Source organism: Lutimaribacter degradans (assembly GCF_023703375.1).
In the GTDB taxonomy this organism is placed as follows: Bacteria; Pseudomonadota; Alphaproteobacteria; order Rhodobacterales; family Rhodobacteraceae; genus Lutimaribacter; species Lutimaribacter degradans.
Window position 1 is genome coordinate 1 of sequence record NZ_JAMQGO010000009.1, and the last position, 16,684, is coordinate 16,684.

Annotated in this window: 15 protein-coding genes and 1 pseudogene; 5 read left to right on the plus strand and 11 right to left on the minus strand. The window is 63.0% G+C overall.

What is annotated here, in order from left to right:
* Positions 1-84: pseudogene (locus M8744_RS12850) on the plus strand (IS5/IS1182 family transposase); the annotation flags it as partial.
* On the opposite strand, the gene M8744_RS12855 reads toward M8744_RS12850, so the two are convergent.
* From M8744_RS12855 to M8744_RS12900, 10 genes are all read right to left on the minus strand, one after another.
* Positions 68-931, minus strand: a complete 864-nt coding sequence (locus M8744_RS12855) for an amidohydrolase family protein (protein ID WP_251418289.1) — start codon at positions 929-931, stop codon at positions 68-70. The pseudogene M8744_RS12850 and the gene M8744_RS12855 sit on opposite strands and share 17 nt — an antisense overlap.
* A gap of 90 nt (positions 932-1,021) precedes the next feature.
* Positions 1,022-2,803 (minus strand): feruloyl-CoA synthase, encoded by a 1,782-nt coding sequence (locus M8744_RS12860; RefSeq protein ID WP_251418293.1) that lies wholly within the window; start codon positions 2,801-2,803, stop codon positions 1,022-1,024.
* A 3-nt stretch (positions 2,804-2,806) separates the two neighbouring features.
* Positions 2,807-3,259, minus strand: a complete 453-nt coding sequence (locus M8744_RS12865; protein ID WP_251418296.1) for a MarR family winged helix-turn-helix transcriptional regulator — start codon at positions 3,257-3,259, stop codon at positions 2,807-2,809.
* A gap of 4 nt (positions 3,260-3,263) precedes the next feature.
* Entirely contained in the window at positions 3,264-4,028 is a 765-nt protein-coding gene (locus tag M8744_RS12870; protein ID WP_251418298.1) for a crotonase/enoyl-CoA hydratase family protein, read from the minus strand.
* Between the two features lie 86 nt (positions 4,029-4,114).
* A complete protein-coding gene (locus tag M8744_RS12875) occupies positions 4,115-5,437 on the minus strand; it encodes a TRAP transporter large permease (protein WP_251418301.1) in 1,323 nt (440 codons plus the stop codon).
* Entirely contained in the window at positions 5,434-6,018 is a 585-nt protein-coding gene (locus tag M8744_RS12880) for a TRAP transporter small permease (protein WP_251418304.1), read from the minus strand. The genes M8744_RS12875 and M8744_RS12880 overlap by 4 nt, the downstream gene beginning before the upstream one ends.
* A 76-nt stretch (positions 6,019-6,094) precedes the next feature.
* Positions 6,095-7,135, minus strand: a complete 1,041-nt coding sequence (locus M8744_RS12885) for a TRAP transporter substrate-binding protein (protein WP_251418307.1) — start codon at positions 7,133-7,135, stop codon at positions 6,095-6,097.
* A gap of 200 nt (positions 7,136-7,335) precedes the next feature.
* Positions 7,336-8,028 carry a fumarylacetoacetate hydrolase family protein gene (locus tag M8744_RS12890; RefSeq protein ID WP_251418310.1) on the minus strand — a complete coding sequence of 231 codons (693 nt, stop codon included), beginning with the start codon at positions 8,026-8,028 and terminating at the stop codon, positions 7,336-7,338.
* Positions 8,029-8,276: 248 nt separating this feature from the next.
* On the minus strand, positions 8,277-8,783 hold the full coding sequence (locus M8744_RS12895) for a MarR family winged helix-turn-helix transcriptional regulator (RefSeq protein WP_251418311.1): 507 nt from the start codon (positions 8,781-8,783) through the stop codon (positions 8,277-8,279).
* A gap of 179 nt (positions 8,784-8,962) precedes the next feature.
* On the minus strand, positions 8,963-10,219 hold the full coding sequence (locus M8744_RS12900; protein ID WP_251418314.1) for a glycerate kinase type-2 family protein: 1,257 nt from the start codon (positions 10,217-10,219) through the stop codon (positions 8,963-8,965).
* Between the two features lie 179 nt (positions 10,220-10,398).
* Here M8744_RS12900 and M8744_RS12905 point away from each other — a divergent pair, with 179 nt between their 5' ends.
* Positions 10,399-11,790, plus strand: coding sequence for an aminotransferase family protein (locus M8744_RS12905; RefSeq protein WP_251418317.1), 1,392 nt, complete (start codon positions 10,399-10,401; stop codon positions 11,788-11,790).
* 90 nt (positions 11,791-11,880) lie between these two features.
* Here M8744_RS12905 and M8744_RS12910 read toward each other — a convergent pair whose 3' ends face one another.
* Positions 11,881-12,228, minus strand: coding sequence for an antibiotic biosynthesis monooxygenase family protein (locus M8744_RS12910; RefSeq protein WP_251418672.1), 348 nt, complete (start codon positions 12,226-12,228; stop codon positions 11,881-11,883).
* Between the two features lie 171 nt (positions 12,229-12,399).
* Between M8744_RS12910 and pdxR the strand changes: the two genes are divergently transcribed.
* The 3 genes from pdxR to M8744_RS12925 all read left to right on the plus strand — a co-directional run bounded on the left by pdxR (position 12,400) and on the right by M8744_RS12925 (position 16,660).
* The gene (pdxR, locus tag M8744_RS12915) at positions 12,400-13,854 is read left to right on the plus strand and encodes a MocR-like pyridoxine biosynthesis transcription factor PdxR (RefSeq protein ID WP_251418319.1); all 1,455 of its coding nucleotides are present in this window, start codon (positions 12,400-12,402) and stop codon (positions 13,852-13,854) included.
* Between the two features lie 141 nt (positions 13,855-13,995).
* A complete protein-coding gene (xsc, locus tag M8744_RS12920; RefSeq protein ID WP_251418322.1) occupies positions 13,996-15,768 on the plus strand; it encodes a sulfoacetaldehyde acetyltransferase in 1,773 nt (590 codons plus the stop codon).
* A gap of 142 nt (positions 15,769-15,910) precedes the next feature.
* A complete protein-coding gene (locus M8744_RS12925) occupies positions 15,911-16,660 on the plus strand; it encodes a TSUP family transporter (RefSeq protein WP_251418338.1) in 750 nt (249 codons plus the stop codon).
* Positions 16,661-16,684: the final 24 nt, after the last annotated feature.

Consider the following 16,684-nt stretch of genomic DNA (forward strand, 5'->3'; position numbering starts at 1 on the left):
CGTGTGGCGACCCGATACGACAGATGCCCAAAGGTCTTCCTCTCCGCCATCGCACTCGCGGCGCTCGTCATTTATTGGCTATGAGTCCTGAGCCTAGAATATCGGGGCGGATCTCTTCCTTGATATCGATCTTCTCGAAATCTGTCAGCCAACGCTCGGGCGTGATCATCGGCCAGTCTGACCCGAAAAGCACCTTTTTCTTAAGGATCGAGTTGCAGTAGCGCACGAGAATGGGCGGGAAATACTTGGGCGACCAACCCGACAGGTCGATATAGACATTCGGTTTGTGCTGGGCCACAGCAAGCGCCTCTTCCTGCCAGGGAAAGCTGGGATGCGCCATGATGATCTTCATGTCGGGGAAATCGACCGCCACGTCGTCCAGGTACATCGGGTTGGAAAATTTCAGCCGTATCCCGTTGCCGCCGCGCATACCGCTGCCCACGCCGGTCTGGCCGGTGTGGAACAAACCGATGCAACCGTGTTCGGCCAGCAATTCGTAGAACGGGTAGGCCATGCGATCGTTGGGATAAAAGCCCTGCATGGTCGGGTGGAACTTGAACCCCTTGATCCCGTGTTCCTCAATCAGGCGGCGTGCCTCGCGCACGGCCATCTTGCCTTTCCACGGGTCGATCGAGGCAAAGGGGATCAGCACGTCACTGTTTTGCTTGACCAGGTCGATCACCTCGTCGTTGGAATAACGGCGGTAGCCGGTTTCTCGCTCGGCATCGACGGGAAAGATGACCGCCGCGGTGTTCTGCGCACGGAAATGGGCGGCCGTTTCGGGGATGGTCGGCGGATGTTTCCACGGCGCCCCGAAATAGCTGGCCATGGTGGATTGCAGCTCGTCATACCCATCGTCGGAATGGCAGCCGCAGGGCTCCTCGGCATGGGTGTGGATGTCGATGGCACGGATCTTGTCCAGGGCGATCATGGGTTTCCTTTCAGGCGGTGCGCTGGTTGAGAGTGCGGAAGCGAGGGGCCAGCCCCTCGCACTCCCCGGGATATTTCGGGAGAGAGGAAATCATACGCGGATCACGGCCGGGTCGGTGTCGTCATGAAGCCGGGCCACCAGGCCGGCCCGGCGGGTCAGCACGCGGCGGGTGTTGAGGTTGCCCTTGGCCGTCATTTCCTGTGCTTCAAGGCTGGGCGGTTCGCTCAAGATCAAGGCGCGGCAAACGCGGGTGGACGAGCCGGTGGCATTTGCCGCCAAGGGCCCAAGACGGTTGGCGACGCTTTGCATCAGAACGGGGCCGACACAGGCGCCATCGCCGGCGACGGTTGCGGCAGGAAAGATCAGCACGCCCAGGTCGGCCCGGTCATGCCCGGTAATCACGATATCGGCGGCCAGCCCCTCAAGCGCCGTCATCAGCCGCCCACGCAGCGCGGCCACGCGCACCCATGTGCCCGAGGACAGCTTGAAATCCTCTGATATACGCCCATCGAAGCGCAGGCCACGGTCGGGCGCGTCCTCGTTCACGAAACGCACCGCGTCGCCGGTGATCAGGAAGCCTTCGGCATCAAAGGCGGCGCGGGTTTTGTCGTCGTCCTCGAAATATCCGGGCATGACGTTGGGGCCCTTCACGCGCAGCTCGAACCGGCTCTCGTCCTCGGGAATCAGCTTGACCGTCGTGCCTGCCACCGGCGCGCCGACAATGCCCGATTGGTCGATGCGTTCATGCGTCAGCAGGACGGCGGGCGCGGTCTCGGTCATTCCCCAGGAACTGACCATCAACGGCACCTCGCCCGTCACCGCGCGAGCCATGTCCCCCAGCGCATCCCAGATCTCTTGCGGCAGGGAAGCCCCGGCATAGAAGGTAAAGTGCAGCCCTTCAAAGAACCGCCGCCGCAGGCCGGCATCGGCACGCAGGGCGCTCACCAGACGCGCATATCCAACCGGCACGTTGAACGACAGCGTGCCGGTGTGCATGGACAGGTTTTCAAGCGTGCGGGCGAACAGCGCCTCGGTGGGTTTGCCGTCGTCAATGTAAAGCGCGCCGCCATGTGCCAGCATCATGTTGAAGTTATGCGACCCGCCGAACACGTGATTCCACGGCAGCCAATCCAGGATCCTTGGCCGTTCGGATCGCAGCACCGGAAAGGCATCGGCCAACTGTGTCTGGTTCACGCACATCATGCGATGCGTCGTCAACACCCCCTTGGGGTGGTCGGTCGAGCCCGAGGTGAACAGGATCTTGCCCACCGTGTCGGGCGTTACCCGCGCATGGGCAGTGGCCACGTCGCCGGTGCCCCCTGTCAGCGCCCTGGCCATCGGCATGACCGCGCGCGGGGCGCCTTCGGGCCGGCTGGCGAGCACCGGGATATCCGCCAGTTCCGGCAGGGCCAGCGCCTTTGCGTAGCGCGCGGCGTCGTCGACGTAGATCAGCGCGGGGCGCAGTTTCCTGACGATATGGATCAGCCGGTCTTGGGCGCCGGGTATCAACGAATACTGCTCGGCCACCGGCACGTTTGCGCGGCCTACATACTGCGCGGCCAACGCCAGCAACCCGTGATCGATCGAGTTGCCCGAGATCATCATGACCAGGCCCTGTTCGGGCTGGTCCAGCAACCACGCCGCCAAAGCCTGCACCTGCTCCAGCGCCTCGGCATAAGTCACCTCGCGCCAGCCGGCACCCGAACGTTCGGCCAGGAATACCGCCGCAGGCGTCTGCGCCGCCCAATCGTGCAGCCACGCGCCCGTGGTTTCAGCCACCGGCCCAAGCGTATGGCGCGAGGTCAGCAACACGGCACCATCCTCTCGGATGCTGCGGGCCACGGATTGCGGGGCGGTTTTCGCAACTGTCATGGTTCAGACCTCGATTTTCGACAGCAATTTCACAAGGTCACGCCGCTCTGCCGCAGTAAGCCCCGCGAAGAGCCTGTCTTCATGCGCCAGAAGGGCCAAGCGGGCCTGTTTCTGGCGCGCCAGCCCCACGGTGGTGGGCCGCAGCGCGATGGCGCGCCGGTCGGTCGATTTGCGTTCACGGGCGATCCATCCGGCCTTTTCCAGCTTGTCGATCACTGCCACGCTGTTCGACCGCTCCATTCCAAGGGCAGCGGCCAGTTCGGTCTGGCGTACGCCGGGGCTGTGACAGATCACGCTGAGCGCCGAGAAGGTCGTGATGCGCAGGCCCATCGGCTCCAGCACGCGGGCAGCATCGGCCGTAACGGCACTAGTGGCCCGTTTCATCGTGTACCCGACAAATTCGCGCAGGCCGGCATCCAGGCCGGCGGCGAACGGGCTGTCTGGCAAATCGTTCATGATGTCACCGGAACCGTGGTTGTCGTTTTTCAAGGAAGGCGCGCAGCCCCTCTTGCGCGTCGGGGCTGGTCTGGGTCAGCGCGGCGCAAAGCGACTCGGTGAACAGGCCGTCTGCCTTCGACATGTCCTCGATCCGGCTGAGCGCGTGGATCATCACGTAGTTCGAAAGCGACGCATTCTGCGCGATCTTGCCCGCAAGGTCCATTGCCAGGCCCAGGGCCTCGCCCTCATCCACGGCATAGTGGCACAAGCCCAAGCGCTCGCCCTGTTCGGCGTTGTACTTGCGGCCGGTCAGCATCATCTCGATCATACGGTCGGCGCCAAGGATGCGCCCCACCCTAACCGAGGCTCCGCCCCCCACGTAGATGCCGCGCCGGCCCTCGGGCAATTGAAAGATTGTGCTGGGCTCGGCAATGCGCACATGGGTGGCGGTCGCTAGTTCCAGGCCGCCCCCGATCACCGCACCGAACATGGCCGACACGACCGGCAGGCCGGAATACTGGATCTTGTCCATGACCGCGTGCCAGCCGCGGCTGTGACGCATAGTGCCCTCGGCATCGCGTTGCGCCTGTTCCGACAGGTCAAGACCCGAGCAGTAATGCCCCTCCGTGCCGGTCAGAACCACGACCTTAACCCCCTCTGGCGGGGCGGAAAAGAATGCGTCCAGCGCCGCCAAAAGCGCATCGTTCATGGCATTGCGCTTGTCAGGGCGGTTCATCGTCAGCACCGCGATCGGCCCGTCGATGCGGGTTTGCAGGATATCGGTCATCTTCTCTCCTCGGGCATTTTGTTATATGTCATAACAAAAATGGTGCAACGAAACCAGCCGCGAAATCCCCGGCGCCGGGGCACGTGTCAGTGCAGCAGGCGCAAAAGGCCCAGCGTTATCACCGGAAAGGCCACGAGGATCACCACGCGAATGATGTCGGAGGCCACGAAGTACAAGACCGCCTTGTAGGTCTCGACCATCGGGGTCATGCGATCCATCGAGTTGATGACAAACAGGTTCATCCCGACGGGCGGCGTGATCAGCCCCACCTCGACCACGATAAGAACGATGATACCGAACCAGATCGCCGTTTCCTCGGGCGTCAGGCCGAAATCCAGCATCGAGATGATCGGGAAAAAGATCGGAATGGTCAGCAGGATCATCGAAAGGCTGTCCATGACGCAGCCAAAAACAAGGTAGAGCGACAGGATGATCGCCAGGATAAGCCAAGGCGAATAGCCCAAGCCGCCGACCCATGCGGCCAATTCCTGCGGCACCTGGGTCATTGCCAGGAACCCGTTATAGAAGGCCGCCCCAAGCACGATGAAAAAGATCATCGCGGTGGAACGCGCGGTCGACAGGAAGCTCTCGGACAGGCTGCGCCGAGTCATGCCGCCGTTGAACAGCGCGATCAACCCGGTTCCCAGCGCACCCACGGCTGCGCCCTCGGTGGGGGTGAACCAGCCCAAGTAGATACCCAGAACCACCAGCAGGAACACGATCAGCACCGGCCACACCTTGAACAGCGCCGCGAAACGCTCGGAATAGGGCATGGGCGGGCGCACACCGGCGCTGTCGGGGTGCAGCCGCACATAGATCGAGATTGTCAGCATATAGCCGATGGCGGCCAGGATACCGGGGATGAACGCGGCCAGGAACAGCTTGGCGATGTTCTGTTCCGTCAGGATGGCATAGATCACCAGGATCACCGAGGGCGGGATGAGGATGCCCAGCGTGCCGCCCGCCGCCAGCGTGGCCGTGGAAAACCCGCCCGAATAGCCATAGCGGCGCAGCTCGGGCAGGGCCACCTGGCCCATCGTGGCGGCGGTGGCCAGGGAACTGCCACAGATCGCGCCAAACCCGGCACAGGCCCCCACCGCCGACATGGCAACCCCGCCACGGCGATGGCCCAGCCATGCCTCGGCAGCCTTGAACAATGCGGTGGACATGCCACCCAACGTGGCGAACTGCCCCATCAAAAGGAACATTGGCACGATAGACAGCGAATAGCTGGAAAAGGTGGAGTAGCTTTCGGATTTCAGCTTGGCCAGCGCCACGGTCCAGCCGTCCGTCACAAAGTAAAGCCCGCCAAGTCCCACCAGGAACATCGACAAGCCAATGGGCACGCGCAGAAAGATCATCAACAGCAGAACCGGAAAAGAGGTCAGCCCGATTTCAAGGTTGCTCAATGGTCGGCCCCCCCGGCGGGCACGATGATCACGCGGCCCGTGAAAAACTCGACCGTGCGCACCACGGCCATGTACACCCCGGCGACCGATGCCAGAAATGCCGCCACCAGCGACGCGGCATAGGCCCACCAGATCGGGAACTGGAGCAGAAAGGTCGTTTCGTTGTAGCGCATTTTCGACAGCATCCCGTCATACAACCGCCATGCGATCAGGATCAGCACCGCCGCGAATACGATTTCCACGACCATCTGGATGAACCTGTTGGCCCCAACGCCCAGTTTCGACGTGAAAATATCCACCGTCGCGTGACCATTCGTGATCTGGCAGAATGGCAGGAAGGCGAAGATCGCAAAGGCTATCCCAGCCTCGACCAGTTCGAAATCGCCCAGGATCGGCCCCACCCCGGTATCCAGCAGCGTCTTGGTCATGCCGCCCAGCAACGCCTCGCCCAGGCCACTATGCAAAAAAGTGTTCATGCCACGCCCGAAGACCGAAATGCAGGTCAACAGGATCAGCATGGTCAGAACGACCCCGCCGACAAGCGCCATGACGCGGGCCAGTTCGTTCATCAAACGATGCATGGGCACCCCTCGTACCGGGATTGAAACACAGGGCCGCGCGGGTTTCGCCGCGCGGCCCATCATACCAGTAATAGCCTTACTGGCTGTACTTTTCCATCAGCGCGCGGGCCTGGTCGATGCGGGCCTGGCCGTCGATGCCCAGCTCTTCCATTTCGGCGATCCAGTTGGCATAAACCGGATCCGCGGCTTCGCGCCAGGCGGCGGTCTGCTCTTCGTTCAGCGTGATGATGTTGTTGCCAAGGTCAATGGCGGCCTGCCGTGCGGGTGCGTCGGCCTCTTGCATGATGCGCCCGCCCATAGCTGAGAACTCCATGCCGGAATTGGCGTCGATCACCGCCTTCAGATCGTCGGGCAGGCTGTCATATTTCGCCTTGTTCATGGCAACGACGAAAGTGATGTTGTAAAGTGCGCCGCCCGTGAACTCGGTATGGTTATCGACCAGCTCCGCGACTTTCAGCGACGATGTCACCTCCCACGGGATGGTGGTTGCGTCGATCACGCCTTTCGAAAGCGCCTCGGACACCGCCGGAACCGGCATCCCGACAGGGGTTGCGCCCAACTGGCTGAGGAGCTGGTTGACCACGCGCGATCCGCCGCGGATCTTCACGCCGTTCATGTCAGAGGTCTCTGTGATCGGGTCCTTGGAATGGATCAGGCCGGGCCCGTGAACCCAGGTTCCCAGCACCTTTACGTCGCTAAACTCGGTGTCGCGCATATGCTCGTTGAACATGTCCCAAAGCGCGCGGCTAGCCGGTTCGGCCCCGTTCGTGATGAAGGGCAGTTCGAACACCTCGGTCGAAGGGAAGCGGCCGGGCGTGTAGCCCACCACGGTCCAGACAATATCTGCAACGCCGTCGATCGCCTGGTCGATCAGCTCGGGCGGGCGACCACCAAGTTGCATCGAGGGATAACGCTCGATCTTGATGCGGCCATCGCTTTCGGCCTCGATCTTGTCGGCCCAAGGGTCCAGCACCTGGCTGGGCACCGGGGCTTGCGCGGGCAGGAACTGGTGCAGCCGCAGCGTCACCTCCTGTGCATGTACCGGGCCTGCAACAAGGCCCATTGTGGTCATCGCCGCACCGGCGGCCAGCGCAAGGAACGCGCGTCTCTTGGTCATGGTCTTCCTCCCTGGAATCGGCACCCGCCCCTGGCGGCGGGCCTGAACGGTCATTCGTGGCAATATTCAGACATTAGCTGATTGGCTGCGTCAATCATTTCTTGGTCTTGCCCGCCCCCCGTGACGGCGCGGTGATCGGGCTGCCAAAGCCCCCGTGCGTTTGGTTCTTTCCTGCCCTTCAAGCCGCCACAAGGCACGTCCTATTCGGCATCCCCCAAGGTCAGGGCCACGGGCGGCAGGCCGTCGATTGTTCCCACGATCTGATCACCCGCGACGACGGGGCCAACACCCGACGGTGTCCCTGTATAGATCAGGTCGCCGGGTTCCAGGTGATAAAAACGCGACAGATGGGCAATGATTTCCGGCACCGACCAGATCATGTCTGACAGCGTGGCATCCTGCTTCGTCTCGTCATTCACGGCAAGCGCGATGTGCTGGCCCGCGATATCGAACTCGGCCGCCGGGGTGATGGGGCCAATGATGGCACTGTTCTCGACATCCTTGCCCAAGTCCCAGGGGCGTTGCTTTTCGCGGGCGGCCTGTTGCAGGTCGCGGCGGGTCATATCCAGGCCGCAGGCATAGCCAAACACCGCATCCATCGCGTCATCGGTGCTGACGCGGAACGCTGGCCTGCCAAGCGCCACCACGAATTCCATCTCGTAGTGATAGTTCGCCGTCTCCAGCGGATAGGGTATGGTTGCACCGCTATGGCAAATGGCCCAAGGCGTCTTGGTGAAATAAAACGGTGCCTCGCGGTCCACCTCGACACCCATTTCGGCGGCATGGGCGGCATAGTTGCGCCCGACGCAAAAGACGCGACGCACCGGGAAAGTCATGTCGCTGCCCGCCACCGGCACCTGCGGCAGGGGCGGAAGGTCAAAAAAGCTGCTCATCTTGCGATCCTCGTAGTATCCCAATGTTTCGTGCGGCGGCAGGCAGACACCCGAACCGGCAAGCCAGGGTCACCACCCATTCCATGCGCAATCCCGGCAAGGACAGTGGCCGCGAAAGTTACCCGCTTTTCCCATGTGACGGCATTTCCATCAATCATGGAATCACGCTGTCCCCGCTCAAGCGGGGCAAGGCACCCTCGCGTCTCGACAAAAGGTGCAACCGAGATTTGGCCCACAGGCCATCTGTGTCACGCGTGCTCTTGCGTGACCAGAAGCCGCTCGTTGTGGTCAATCAGACGGCCAAGCATATCCAGAAGGTCCGCACATTCCTTCGCGCTCAGAACTTCGGTCATCACTTCGTTGCGATAGGCGATGTAGGACAGCGCGCGATCATGAATCGCGCGACCCTCAGCGGTGGGAACGAGGTCAACCTGTCGTCCATCTTCAAGCGAGGGATAACTTTTCAGCAAACCACGCTCGACAAGGGTGCGCACGACGCGGCTCAATTGCCCCTTGTCGATCAGCAATTGTCCGCGGACCTCGGAAAATGCCGCGGTACCCGCAGCCGTGACAAGCCCAAGAACACGCCACTCGTTGACCCGCAGCCCAAGCTCTTCTTGAAAAAACAAGCTGCCCACGCGTTCATTGATCGCCGCCATCCGCGCAATGCGGAAACTCAACGCGTCACGGATAGACCGGATCGGGGGATGCAACCGCTTCGCCGCGATTCCTGACCTTGGGATCGTTTTCCGCATTCTTACCTTCCTTTTTCCGGCAAGGGATAGGCCAATTGTTGACCACGTCTACTATTTTTAATGATTATTAAAAATGGAATGAATGCATCAAGAAAAAATCACCAGCGCTGCGAGGCTCAAGGAATGATCCGCGCATGCCCGACGCATACTTTCAATGAGATAACCGAACGGGTCAGGGCCTATCGTACAAGGATGGCGCGGAAATCGTTCACATTCGTGCCCGTGGGGCCGGGGGCAAACAACGCGCCGATGGCCGCGAAGGCGCTGTAGGCGTCATTGTCGGCCAATGCCTGGGCCGGGTCGATCCCGGCCGCCCGCATGTCGGCAGCCGTGCGGCCATCGGCAAAGGCACCGGCGTTATCCTCCGAGCCATCGATACCGTCGGTATCGGCCGCCAGCGCGGTGAGTCCATCACAACCCTCTATCGCCATTGCAAAGGCGAGCAGAAATTCGGTATTTCGGCCACCACGCCCGTTGCCGCGCAAGGTGACGGTGGTTTCACCACCCGAAAGGATCAGCGCGGGCCGGGCAAAGGGGCGCCCCTTGCGCGCAACCTCTTTCGCGATGGCCGCATGAACTCGGGCCACCTCGCGCGCCTCACCCTCGATCGCATCAGACAGGATGTGCGCGGCAAGCCCGTGATCGGCGGCCAAGGCCGCCGCTTCAAGCGATTGCGCGGCGGAGGCAATCACCGTCACGCGGTCGCGCGCGAAAGCCGGGTCATCGGGCTGCGGGGCGTCTTCGGGCGACTCCGCGATAAATTTCGCCAGCCGGTCAGGCAGCGCGATGGAATAATCGCGCAGCGCCGCGCGGGCGCTGTCTCGGTTGGCGGTGTCGGGCACGGTGGGGCCGCTGGCCACCTGCGCCGGGTCGTCGCCCGGCACGTCAGACACGATCAGGCTGACAACCTGCGCGGGGTGGGCTGCCGCGGCAAGCCGCCCGCCTTTCAGGCGCGAAACCTGTTTGCGAATGGCGTTCATCGCGCCGATCGGTGCGCCGCTGCGCAGCAATGTCTCGTTCAGCGCCTGCTCGTCTTCCAGTGTCAGCCCGTCCGGCGGGGCCGGCAACAGGGCCGAACCGCCACCACAGATCAGCGCCACCACGAGGTCGTCAGGGCCAAGCCCCTGCACCGCGTCGAACAGCGCCTGGGCGGCCTTCATGCCGGCGGCATCGGGCACCGGGTGCGCCGCCTCCAACACGCGAATGGCCCGTGTGGGGCAGGCATAACCGTATCGGGTGACAACCACGCCTTCGCAGGGGCCATCCCATAGGGTTTCGAACGCCGCGGCCATCTGCGCGGCACCCTTCCCGGCGCCCACCACCACCGTGCGACCCCTTGGCGGTCGGGGAAGATGGGGGCGCAACGCGCGGGCCGGGTCGGCCGCGGCCACGGCTGCCTCGAAAAGGCGTGTCAGCAAAGCGCGATCATCTGTCATGCACGCACCCTAGCGGCATGGGCATCCAGGGGCCAGAACATGCGTAGACAAACAGAACTGGCTTCATGCGACAGGGCAATCTGGACCTATTTTTATCTGTCCGGGCAAGATGTGATACGATAAAGCCGAAAACGCGCGGATGGCGCGCGACCACCCTTCTGATATTGCCGGAGCGCCAAATGGACGGAACCTTTGACAACGACCTTTCGAAAATCGTCGACATGGATCGCGCCCATGTCTGGCACCACCTGACCCAGCACAAACCGTTCGAGACAGGCGCACCGCGCGTGATCGTCGAGGGCAAGGGCATCCATGTCTGGGACCAACACGGCAAGAAACATCTCGATGCCGTTTCGGGTGGCGTCTGGACTGTGAACGTCGGCTATGGCCGCGAATCAATTGCCGATGCCGTGCGCGACCAGCTGATCAAGATGAACTATTTCGCGGGCTCGACCGGCTCGATCCCCGGGGCGCTTTTTTCCGAGCGACTGATTGCAAAGATGCCGGGCATGAGCCGCGTGTACTACACCAACTCGGGCTCAGAGGCGAACGAGAAGGCGTTCAAGATGATCCGCCAGATCGCGCATAAGCGGTATGGCGGGAAAAAGCGCAAGATCCTGTATCGCGACCGCGATTACCACGGCTCGACCATCGGCGCGATGAGCGCGGGCGGCCAGGACGAGCGGAACGAACAATACGGCCCCTTCTCGCCCGATTTCATTCGCGTGCCGCATTGCATGGAATATCGCAAGCATGAACAGGATGGCGCCCCCGACGAGAACTATGGCGAATGGGCGGCCGAGCAGATCGAACAGGTCATTCTGCGCGAAGGCCCAGACACCGTGGGCGGACTGTGCCTTGAGCCGGTGACCGCCGGCGGCGGTGTCATCACTCCGCCCGAAGGGTATTGGCAGAAGGTGCAGGAGATTTGCCGCAAATACGACATCCTTCTGCATATCGACGAGGTGGTGTGCGGCGTGGGCCGGACCGGCACGGAATGGTTCGGCTATCAGCATTACGGGGTTCAGCCCGACCTGGTGACCATGGCCAAGGGCGTTGCCAGTGGCTATGCCGCCATCGCGTGCTGCGTCACCACCGAGGCGGTGTTCGAAATGTTCAAGGACGACGCTGCCGACCCGATGGATTACTTCCGTGACATATCCACCTTTGGCGGCTGCACGGCCGGGCCCGCCGCGGCGCTGGAAAACATGCGCATCATCGAGGACGAGGGCCTTTTGGAAAACACCACAGCGATGGGCGACTACATGCTGGACCAGCTTAACGTGCTGAAGGAAAAGCACAAAGTGGTCGGTGACGTGCGCGGCAAGGGCCTGTTCTTGGGCGCCGAACTGGTGGCCGACCGTGACACGAAAGAGCCGGTGGATGAAAAGCTGGCGCAAAAGGTGGTGGCCGAATGCAACGCCCAGGCGGTGATCATCGGCGTGACAAACCGCTCGATCCCCGGCAAGAACAACACGCTGTGCTACAGCCCGGCGCTGATCGCCACCAAGGACCATATCGACGAAATCATCGCCGCGACTGACACGGCGCTGACCCGCGTTTTCGGCTGAGACTTTACCTCTTCCAGCCATCCTGCCCGCCGTGCCACTGCACGGCGGGCTTTTTCTTGCGCGACCTCAACCAACTGTTTTCAAACAGATCTACACACCATGCGCTTCGCGGCTGTCTGCGGGGGCCTGTGCCCGCTCTTCCATCCCGTAATCTCGGATGACACCGGCCACGCGCAGGCGGTAGCCCGCGAACATCACGTCGCGCCCGGCCTGCTGTGCGCCGCGGTGCTGCGGCAGGTTGCGCCATGCCTCAAGCGCTGCCTCGTCTTCCCAAAAGGATAGTGACAGCAACTTGCCGGGCGTGGTCAGGCTTTCGAACCTTTCGACGCTGATGAAGCCCGGGATGCTCTCTGCCAGGGGCCGCATCTTGGCGGCCATGTCCAGGTATGGGTCGAGCTGGTTTTCGGCGGGGTGTACTTCGAATATGACGGCGATCATGTGTCCCTCGGGGTTGGTGGCAGTGCCAGTGTGGGAAAGGGCCACCTGATCAGCAACCATATATTTATACAACTCGTAAATATGCAGAAACCGCGCGTTTTCCGGCACAAACCGCGCACCGTGTTATAATGCCAGTTTACCGCACGAATATATCCAGTTAGCGTGCCACGCATGGCGATCTCGGTGGAAAATTTCTTTCTTGATCCGCGCAGCGACGCGACGCTGCAATCGCGCATCCAGCAGATGATCGCGCAAGGCATCCTGTCGGGCCGGTTCCGGCGCGGCGAAAAGCTGCCGTCAAGCCGCAAGCTGGCCGCCCACCTGGGCGTGAGCCGGATCACCGTTACCCTGGCCTATACCGAGCTTGTCGCCTCGGACTACCTGACCGCGCGGGGGCGTTCGGGCTATTACGTGTCGGAGAACGCGCCCGAGCCACTGCCCCCCACCCAGTCAATGGTGGTCGAGGATCGTGTTGACTGGGTGCGCGCCATCGGCCAGCGGTTTACCGGCGGGGCAGCCCCGGAAAAACCGCAGGACTGGGCGCGCTACCGCTATCCGTTCATCTATGGGCAGACGGATTCCACGCTGTTCGATCACGCCAACTGGCGTCTTTGCGCGGTGCAGGCGCTGGGGCAAAAGGATTTCGCCGCCCTGACGGCAGACCAGTATGACCAGGACGATCCGAAACTGGTCGAGTTCATCGCCCGCCACACCTTGCCCCGGCGCGGCATCATCGCGGAACCTGCACAGATTCTTGTAACGATGGGCGCGCAGAACGCGCTGTGGCTGGCGGCCCAGGTGCTGCTGACGCAGCGCCGGCGCGCCGCGGTCGAAGACCCCTGTTACCCCGCCCTGCGCGATGTGCTGATGCAGTCACGTTGTCACATGTCGCCGGTGCCGGTCGATGCGGACGGGTTGCCGCCCGACCGCGTCCCCGACGGCACCGACGTGATTTTCACCACGCCCTCGCACCAGTCGCCCACGTCGGCAACCATGCCGCTGGCCCGCCGCCACGCATTGCTGGAACGTGCCCGCGCGATGGACGCGCTGATCGTCGAGGATGACTACGAGTTCGAGATGGCCTTTCTGCGCAAACCTTCGCCCGCGCTCAAGTCGCTGGATCGCGACGGGCGCGTGATCTATGTCGGCAGCTTTTCCAAGTCGCTGTTTCCGGGGTTGCGGCTGGGTTATCTTGTGGGGTCGGCCCCGTTCATCCGCGAAGCACGCGCCCTGCGCGCAAGCGTGCTGCGCCATCCGCCGGGGCTGATGCAGCGCGCGGCGGCCTATTTCCTGTCGCTGGGCCATTACGACGCGCTGATCCGGCGCACCGCCCACGCCTATGCCGAACGCCGCCGCGTGATGGAGGCGGCGATGGCCGAGCATGGCCTGTCTATCGCCGGGCGCGGCGCGCATGGCGGATCTAGCTTCTGGATGGAGGCGCCCGACGGGGTGGACACCGCCCGGCTGGCCGCAAGGTTGCGTGACAATGATGTGCTGATCGAACCGGGGCAGCCCTTTTTTGCCAGGGATGACCCGCCGCGCAACTTTTACCGGCTGGCCTATTCCTCGATTCCCGCGGCGCGCATCCCCGAGGGCGTGGCACGAATTGCCGCAGCCATAAGATAGGCCATGCCAGTACCGGCGCCCGCCCGATCTGGCCATATCCCGCCACACCATCTGGCCCTATCACACCCCCCGCCAGCCGTTACCCTGTGCGCCAGCCGGGCGCAGTGCCCGAATCCCACGACCCCAGCCGGAGACCAGCCGATGAAGATGACCACCGAAGAAGCCTTTGTGAAAGTGTTGCAGATGCATGGGATCGAACATGCGTTCGGCATCATCGGCTCGGCCTTCATGCCCATTTCCGATCTCTTCCCACGCGCCGGCATCACCTTCTGGGATTGCGCGCATGAAGGCTCGGGCGGGATGATGGCCGATGGCTATACCCGCGCATCTGGCAAGATGAGCATGATGATCGCCCAGAACGGCCCCGGCATCACCAATTTCGTGACCGCCGTGAAAACCGCCTACTGGAACCACACGCCGCTTTTGCTGGTCACACCGCAGGCCGCCAACAAGACCATCGGCCAGGGCGGGTTCCAGGAGGTCGAACAGATGAAACTGTTCGAGGACATGGTCGCCTACCAGGAAGAGGTGCGCGACCCGTCGCGCGTGGCCGAGGTGCTCAACCGCGTGATTCTCAATGCCCGCCGCGCCAGCGCGCCCGCGCAAATCAACATGCCGCGCGATTTCTGGACCAGGGTGATCGATATCGACCTGCCCGAGATCGTCGAATTCGAGCGGCCCGCGGGCGGTGAAACGGCGCTCGAAAAAGCGGCCGCGCTGCTGGAGGGAGCGAAATTCCCGGTGATCCTGAACGGCGCGGGCGTGGTACTGGGCGGCGCGATCCCCGCCACCATCGAACTGGCCGAGAAACTGGGCGCGCCGGTTTGCGTGGGCTACCAGCACAACGACGCCTTTCCCGGCAGCCACCCGCAATTTGCCGGGCCGCTGGGGTATAACGGGTCGAAGGCTGGGATGGAACTGATCGCGCAGGCCGATGTCGTGCTGTGCCTTGGCACCCGGCTCAACCCGTTTTCGACCTTGCCGGGCTATGGCATCGACTATTGGCCCAAGAAGGCCGAGATCATCCAGGTCGATATCAACCCCGACCGTATCGGCCTGACGAAAAAGGTTGGCGTGGGTATCGTGGGTGACGCCAAGAAGGTGGCCGAGGCGCTGAACGCCAGGCTGCCCGAGGCCGACGACGCCGCGAAACGCGACAGGCTGGCGCTGATCGGCAAGACGAAATCGGCCTGGGCGCAGCAACTGGCCAGCATGGACCACGAAGAAGACGACCCCGGCACCACCTGGAACCAGCGCGCCCGAGATGCGAAACCGGACTGGATGAGCCCCCGCATGGCGTGGCGGGCGATACAGTCGGCGCTGCCGCGCGAAGCGATCATTTCCAGCGACATCGGCAACAACTGCGCCATCGGCAACGCCTACCCCGCCTTCGAGGAGGGCCGGAAATACCTGGCGCCCGGCCTGTTCGGCCCCTGCGGCTATGGCCTGCCGTCGATCGTCGGCGCCAAGATCGGCTGCCCCGACGTGCCGGTGGTGGGCTTTGCGGGCGACGGCGCCTTTGGCATCGCGGTGACCGAGCTGACGGCCATCGGCCGCCCCGAATGGCCCGCGATCACGATGGTCGTGTTCCGCAACTACCAGTGGGGCGCGGAAAAGCGGAACTCGACCTTGTGGTATGACGACAATTTCGTGGGCACCGAGTTGGACGACACCGTGAGCTATGCCGGAATCGCCACGGCCTGCGGCCTGCAAGGCGTGCAGGCGCGCACGATGGACGAGCTGCAGGCGGCATTGTCAAAGGCCATCGACAACCAGATGAACCATGGCAAGACCACGTTGATAGAAGCGTTGATCAACCAGGAACTGGGCGAGCCGTTCCGCCGCGACGCGATGACCAAGCCGGTTGAAGTGGCGGGCATCGACCCCGCCGACATGCGCCCGCAAACGGTTTGAGGGGGGCAAACTCCATCAGGATGGAGTTTGCGCGCGTTTCCTTGAAAGAAACGCGCGTTTTCGCCGTTTCCAGCGTCAATGGCCAGGCTCCCAGGGTTTGGGTGGCCCGGAGCACGCGGCTGGAACGGCGGGGCATTGCGCGATGATGGCGCAGCTTGATCTTTCAAGCGGGTTGCTGACCTGGTTGGTGGTGGTCGTGTTTCTTGCCGGCATGGTACGCGGGTTCACGGGCTTTGCCGCCTCGGCCACGATCATGGCGTTGGCGACCGTCTGGATCGCGCCGATCGACCTTATTCCGATCTGCCTGCTGCTGGAGCTGACGGCCTCGGCGTTGCTGATGCGGGGCGGGTTTGGCGATGCCGACAAGCCGCTGGCCCTGACGCTGGTGGGCATGGGCCTTGTGGGCGTGCCGCTGGGGCTGGCGCTGACAAAGACGCTGGACCCGGATGTTTCACGCATGATCGCGCTGGCGCTGGTGGCGGTGCTGGCCACGATGCAACTGCTGCGAATCCCGTTGCCGATTGGCCGGGGCCGCGCGGGCGCGGCGGCGGTGGGCCTGCTGGCCGGCGTGGTAAACGGGCTGGCCTCGATCGGCGGGCTGGTGCATGCGCTATACATCATGGCGCGCAACCTGCCGCCCCGCAGCATGCGCGGCACGATGATCGTGATCATCACCATCGGCGGGACGATCACGTTTTTCTGGCAGGTCGTGCTGGGCATCCTGACGACACAGGCAACGCTGCGCTACGGCGTGCTGCTGGTGCCGTTCGTGGCCGGTCTGGCGCTGGGGCGGCATTATTTCACACCCGAGACCGAACAGCATTACCGGCCCGTCTGCCTGACCCTCCTGGTGGTTTTGGCAGCACTCGGGCTTGTTCGCCAGGTCATGTGACGCGATAGTGCCGGGGAACAGGGA

Coding starts and splice junctions, on each gene's coding strand:
- M8744_RS12885 (WP_251418307.1), bottom strand. CDS start 7,135: ATGACCAAGAGACGCGCGTTCCTTGCGCTGGCCGCCGGTGCGGCGATG.
- M8744_RS12865 (WP_251418296.1), bottom strand. CDS start 3,259: ATGAACGATTTGCCAGACAGCCCGTTCGCCGCCGGCCTGGATGCCGGC.
- M8744_RS12910 (WP_251418672.1), bottom strand. CDS start 12,228: ATGATCGCCGTCATATTCGAAGTACACCCCGCCGAAAACCAGCTCGAC.
- M8744_RS12895 (WP_251418311.1), bottom strand. CDS start 8,783: ATGCGGAAAACGATCCCAAGGTCAGGAATCGCGGCGAAGCGGTTGCAT.
- M8744_RS12855 (WP_251418289.1), bottom strand. CDS start 931: ATGATCGCCCTGGACAAGATCCGTGCCATCGACATCCACACCCATGCC.
- M8744_RS12870 (WP_251418298.1), bottom strand. CDS start 4,028: ATGACCGATATCCTGCAAACCCGCATCGACGGGCCGATCGCGGTGCTG.
- M8744_RS12905 (WP_251418317.1), top strand. CDS start 10,399: ATGGACGGAACCTTTGACAACGACCTTTCGAAAATCGTCGACATGGAT.
- M8744_RS12860 (WP_251418293.1), bottom strand. CDS start 2,803: ATGACAGTTGCGAAAACCGCCCCGCAATCCGTGGCCCGCAGCATCCGA.
- M8744_RS12925 (WP_251418338.1), top strand. CDS start 15,911: ATGATGGCGCAGCTTGATCTTTCAAGCGGGTTGCTGACCTGGTTGGTG.
- M8744_RS12880 (WP_251418304.1), bottom strand. CDS start 6,018: ATGCATCGTTTGATGAACGAACTGGCCCGCGTCATGGCGCTTGTCGGC.
- M8744_RS12900 (WP_251418314.1), bottom strand. CDS start 10,219: ATGACAGATGATCGCGCTTTGCTGACACGCCTTTTCGAGGCAGCCGTG.
- xsc (WP_251418322.1), top strand. CDS start 13,996: ATGAAGATGACCACCGAAGAAGCCTTTGTGAAAGTGTTGCAGATGCAT.
- pdxR (WP_251418319.1), top strand. CDS start 12,400: ATGGCGATCTCGGTGGAAAATTTCTTTCTTGATCCGCGCAGCGACGCG.
- M8744_RS12890 (WP_251418310.1), bottom strand. CDS start 8,028: ATGAGCAGCTTTTTTGACCTTCCGCCCCTGCCGCAGGTGCCGGTGGCG.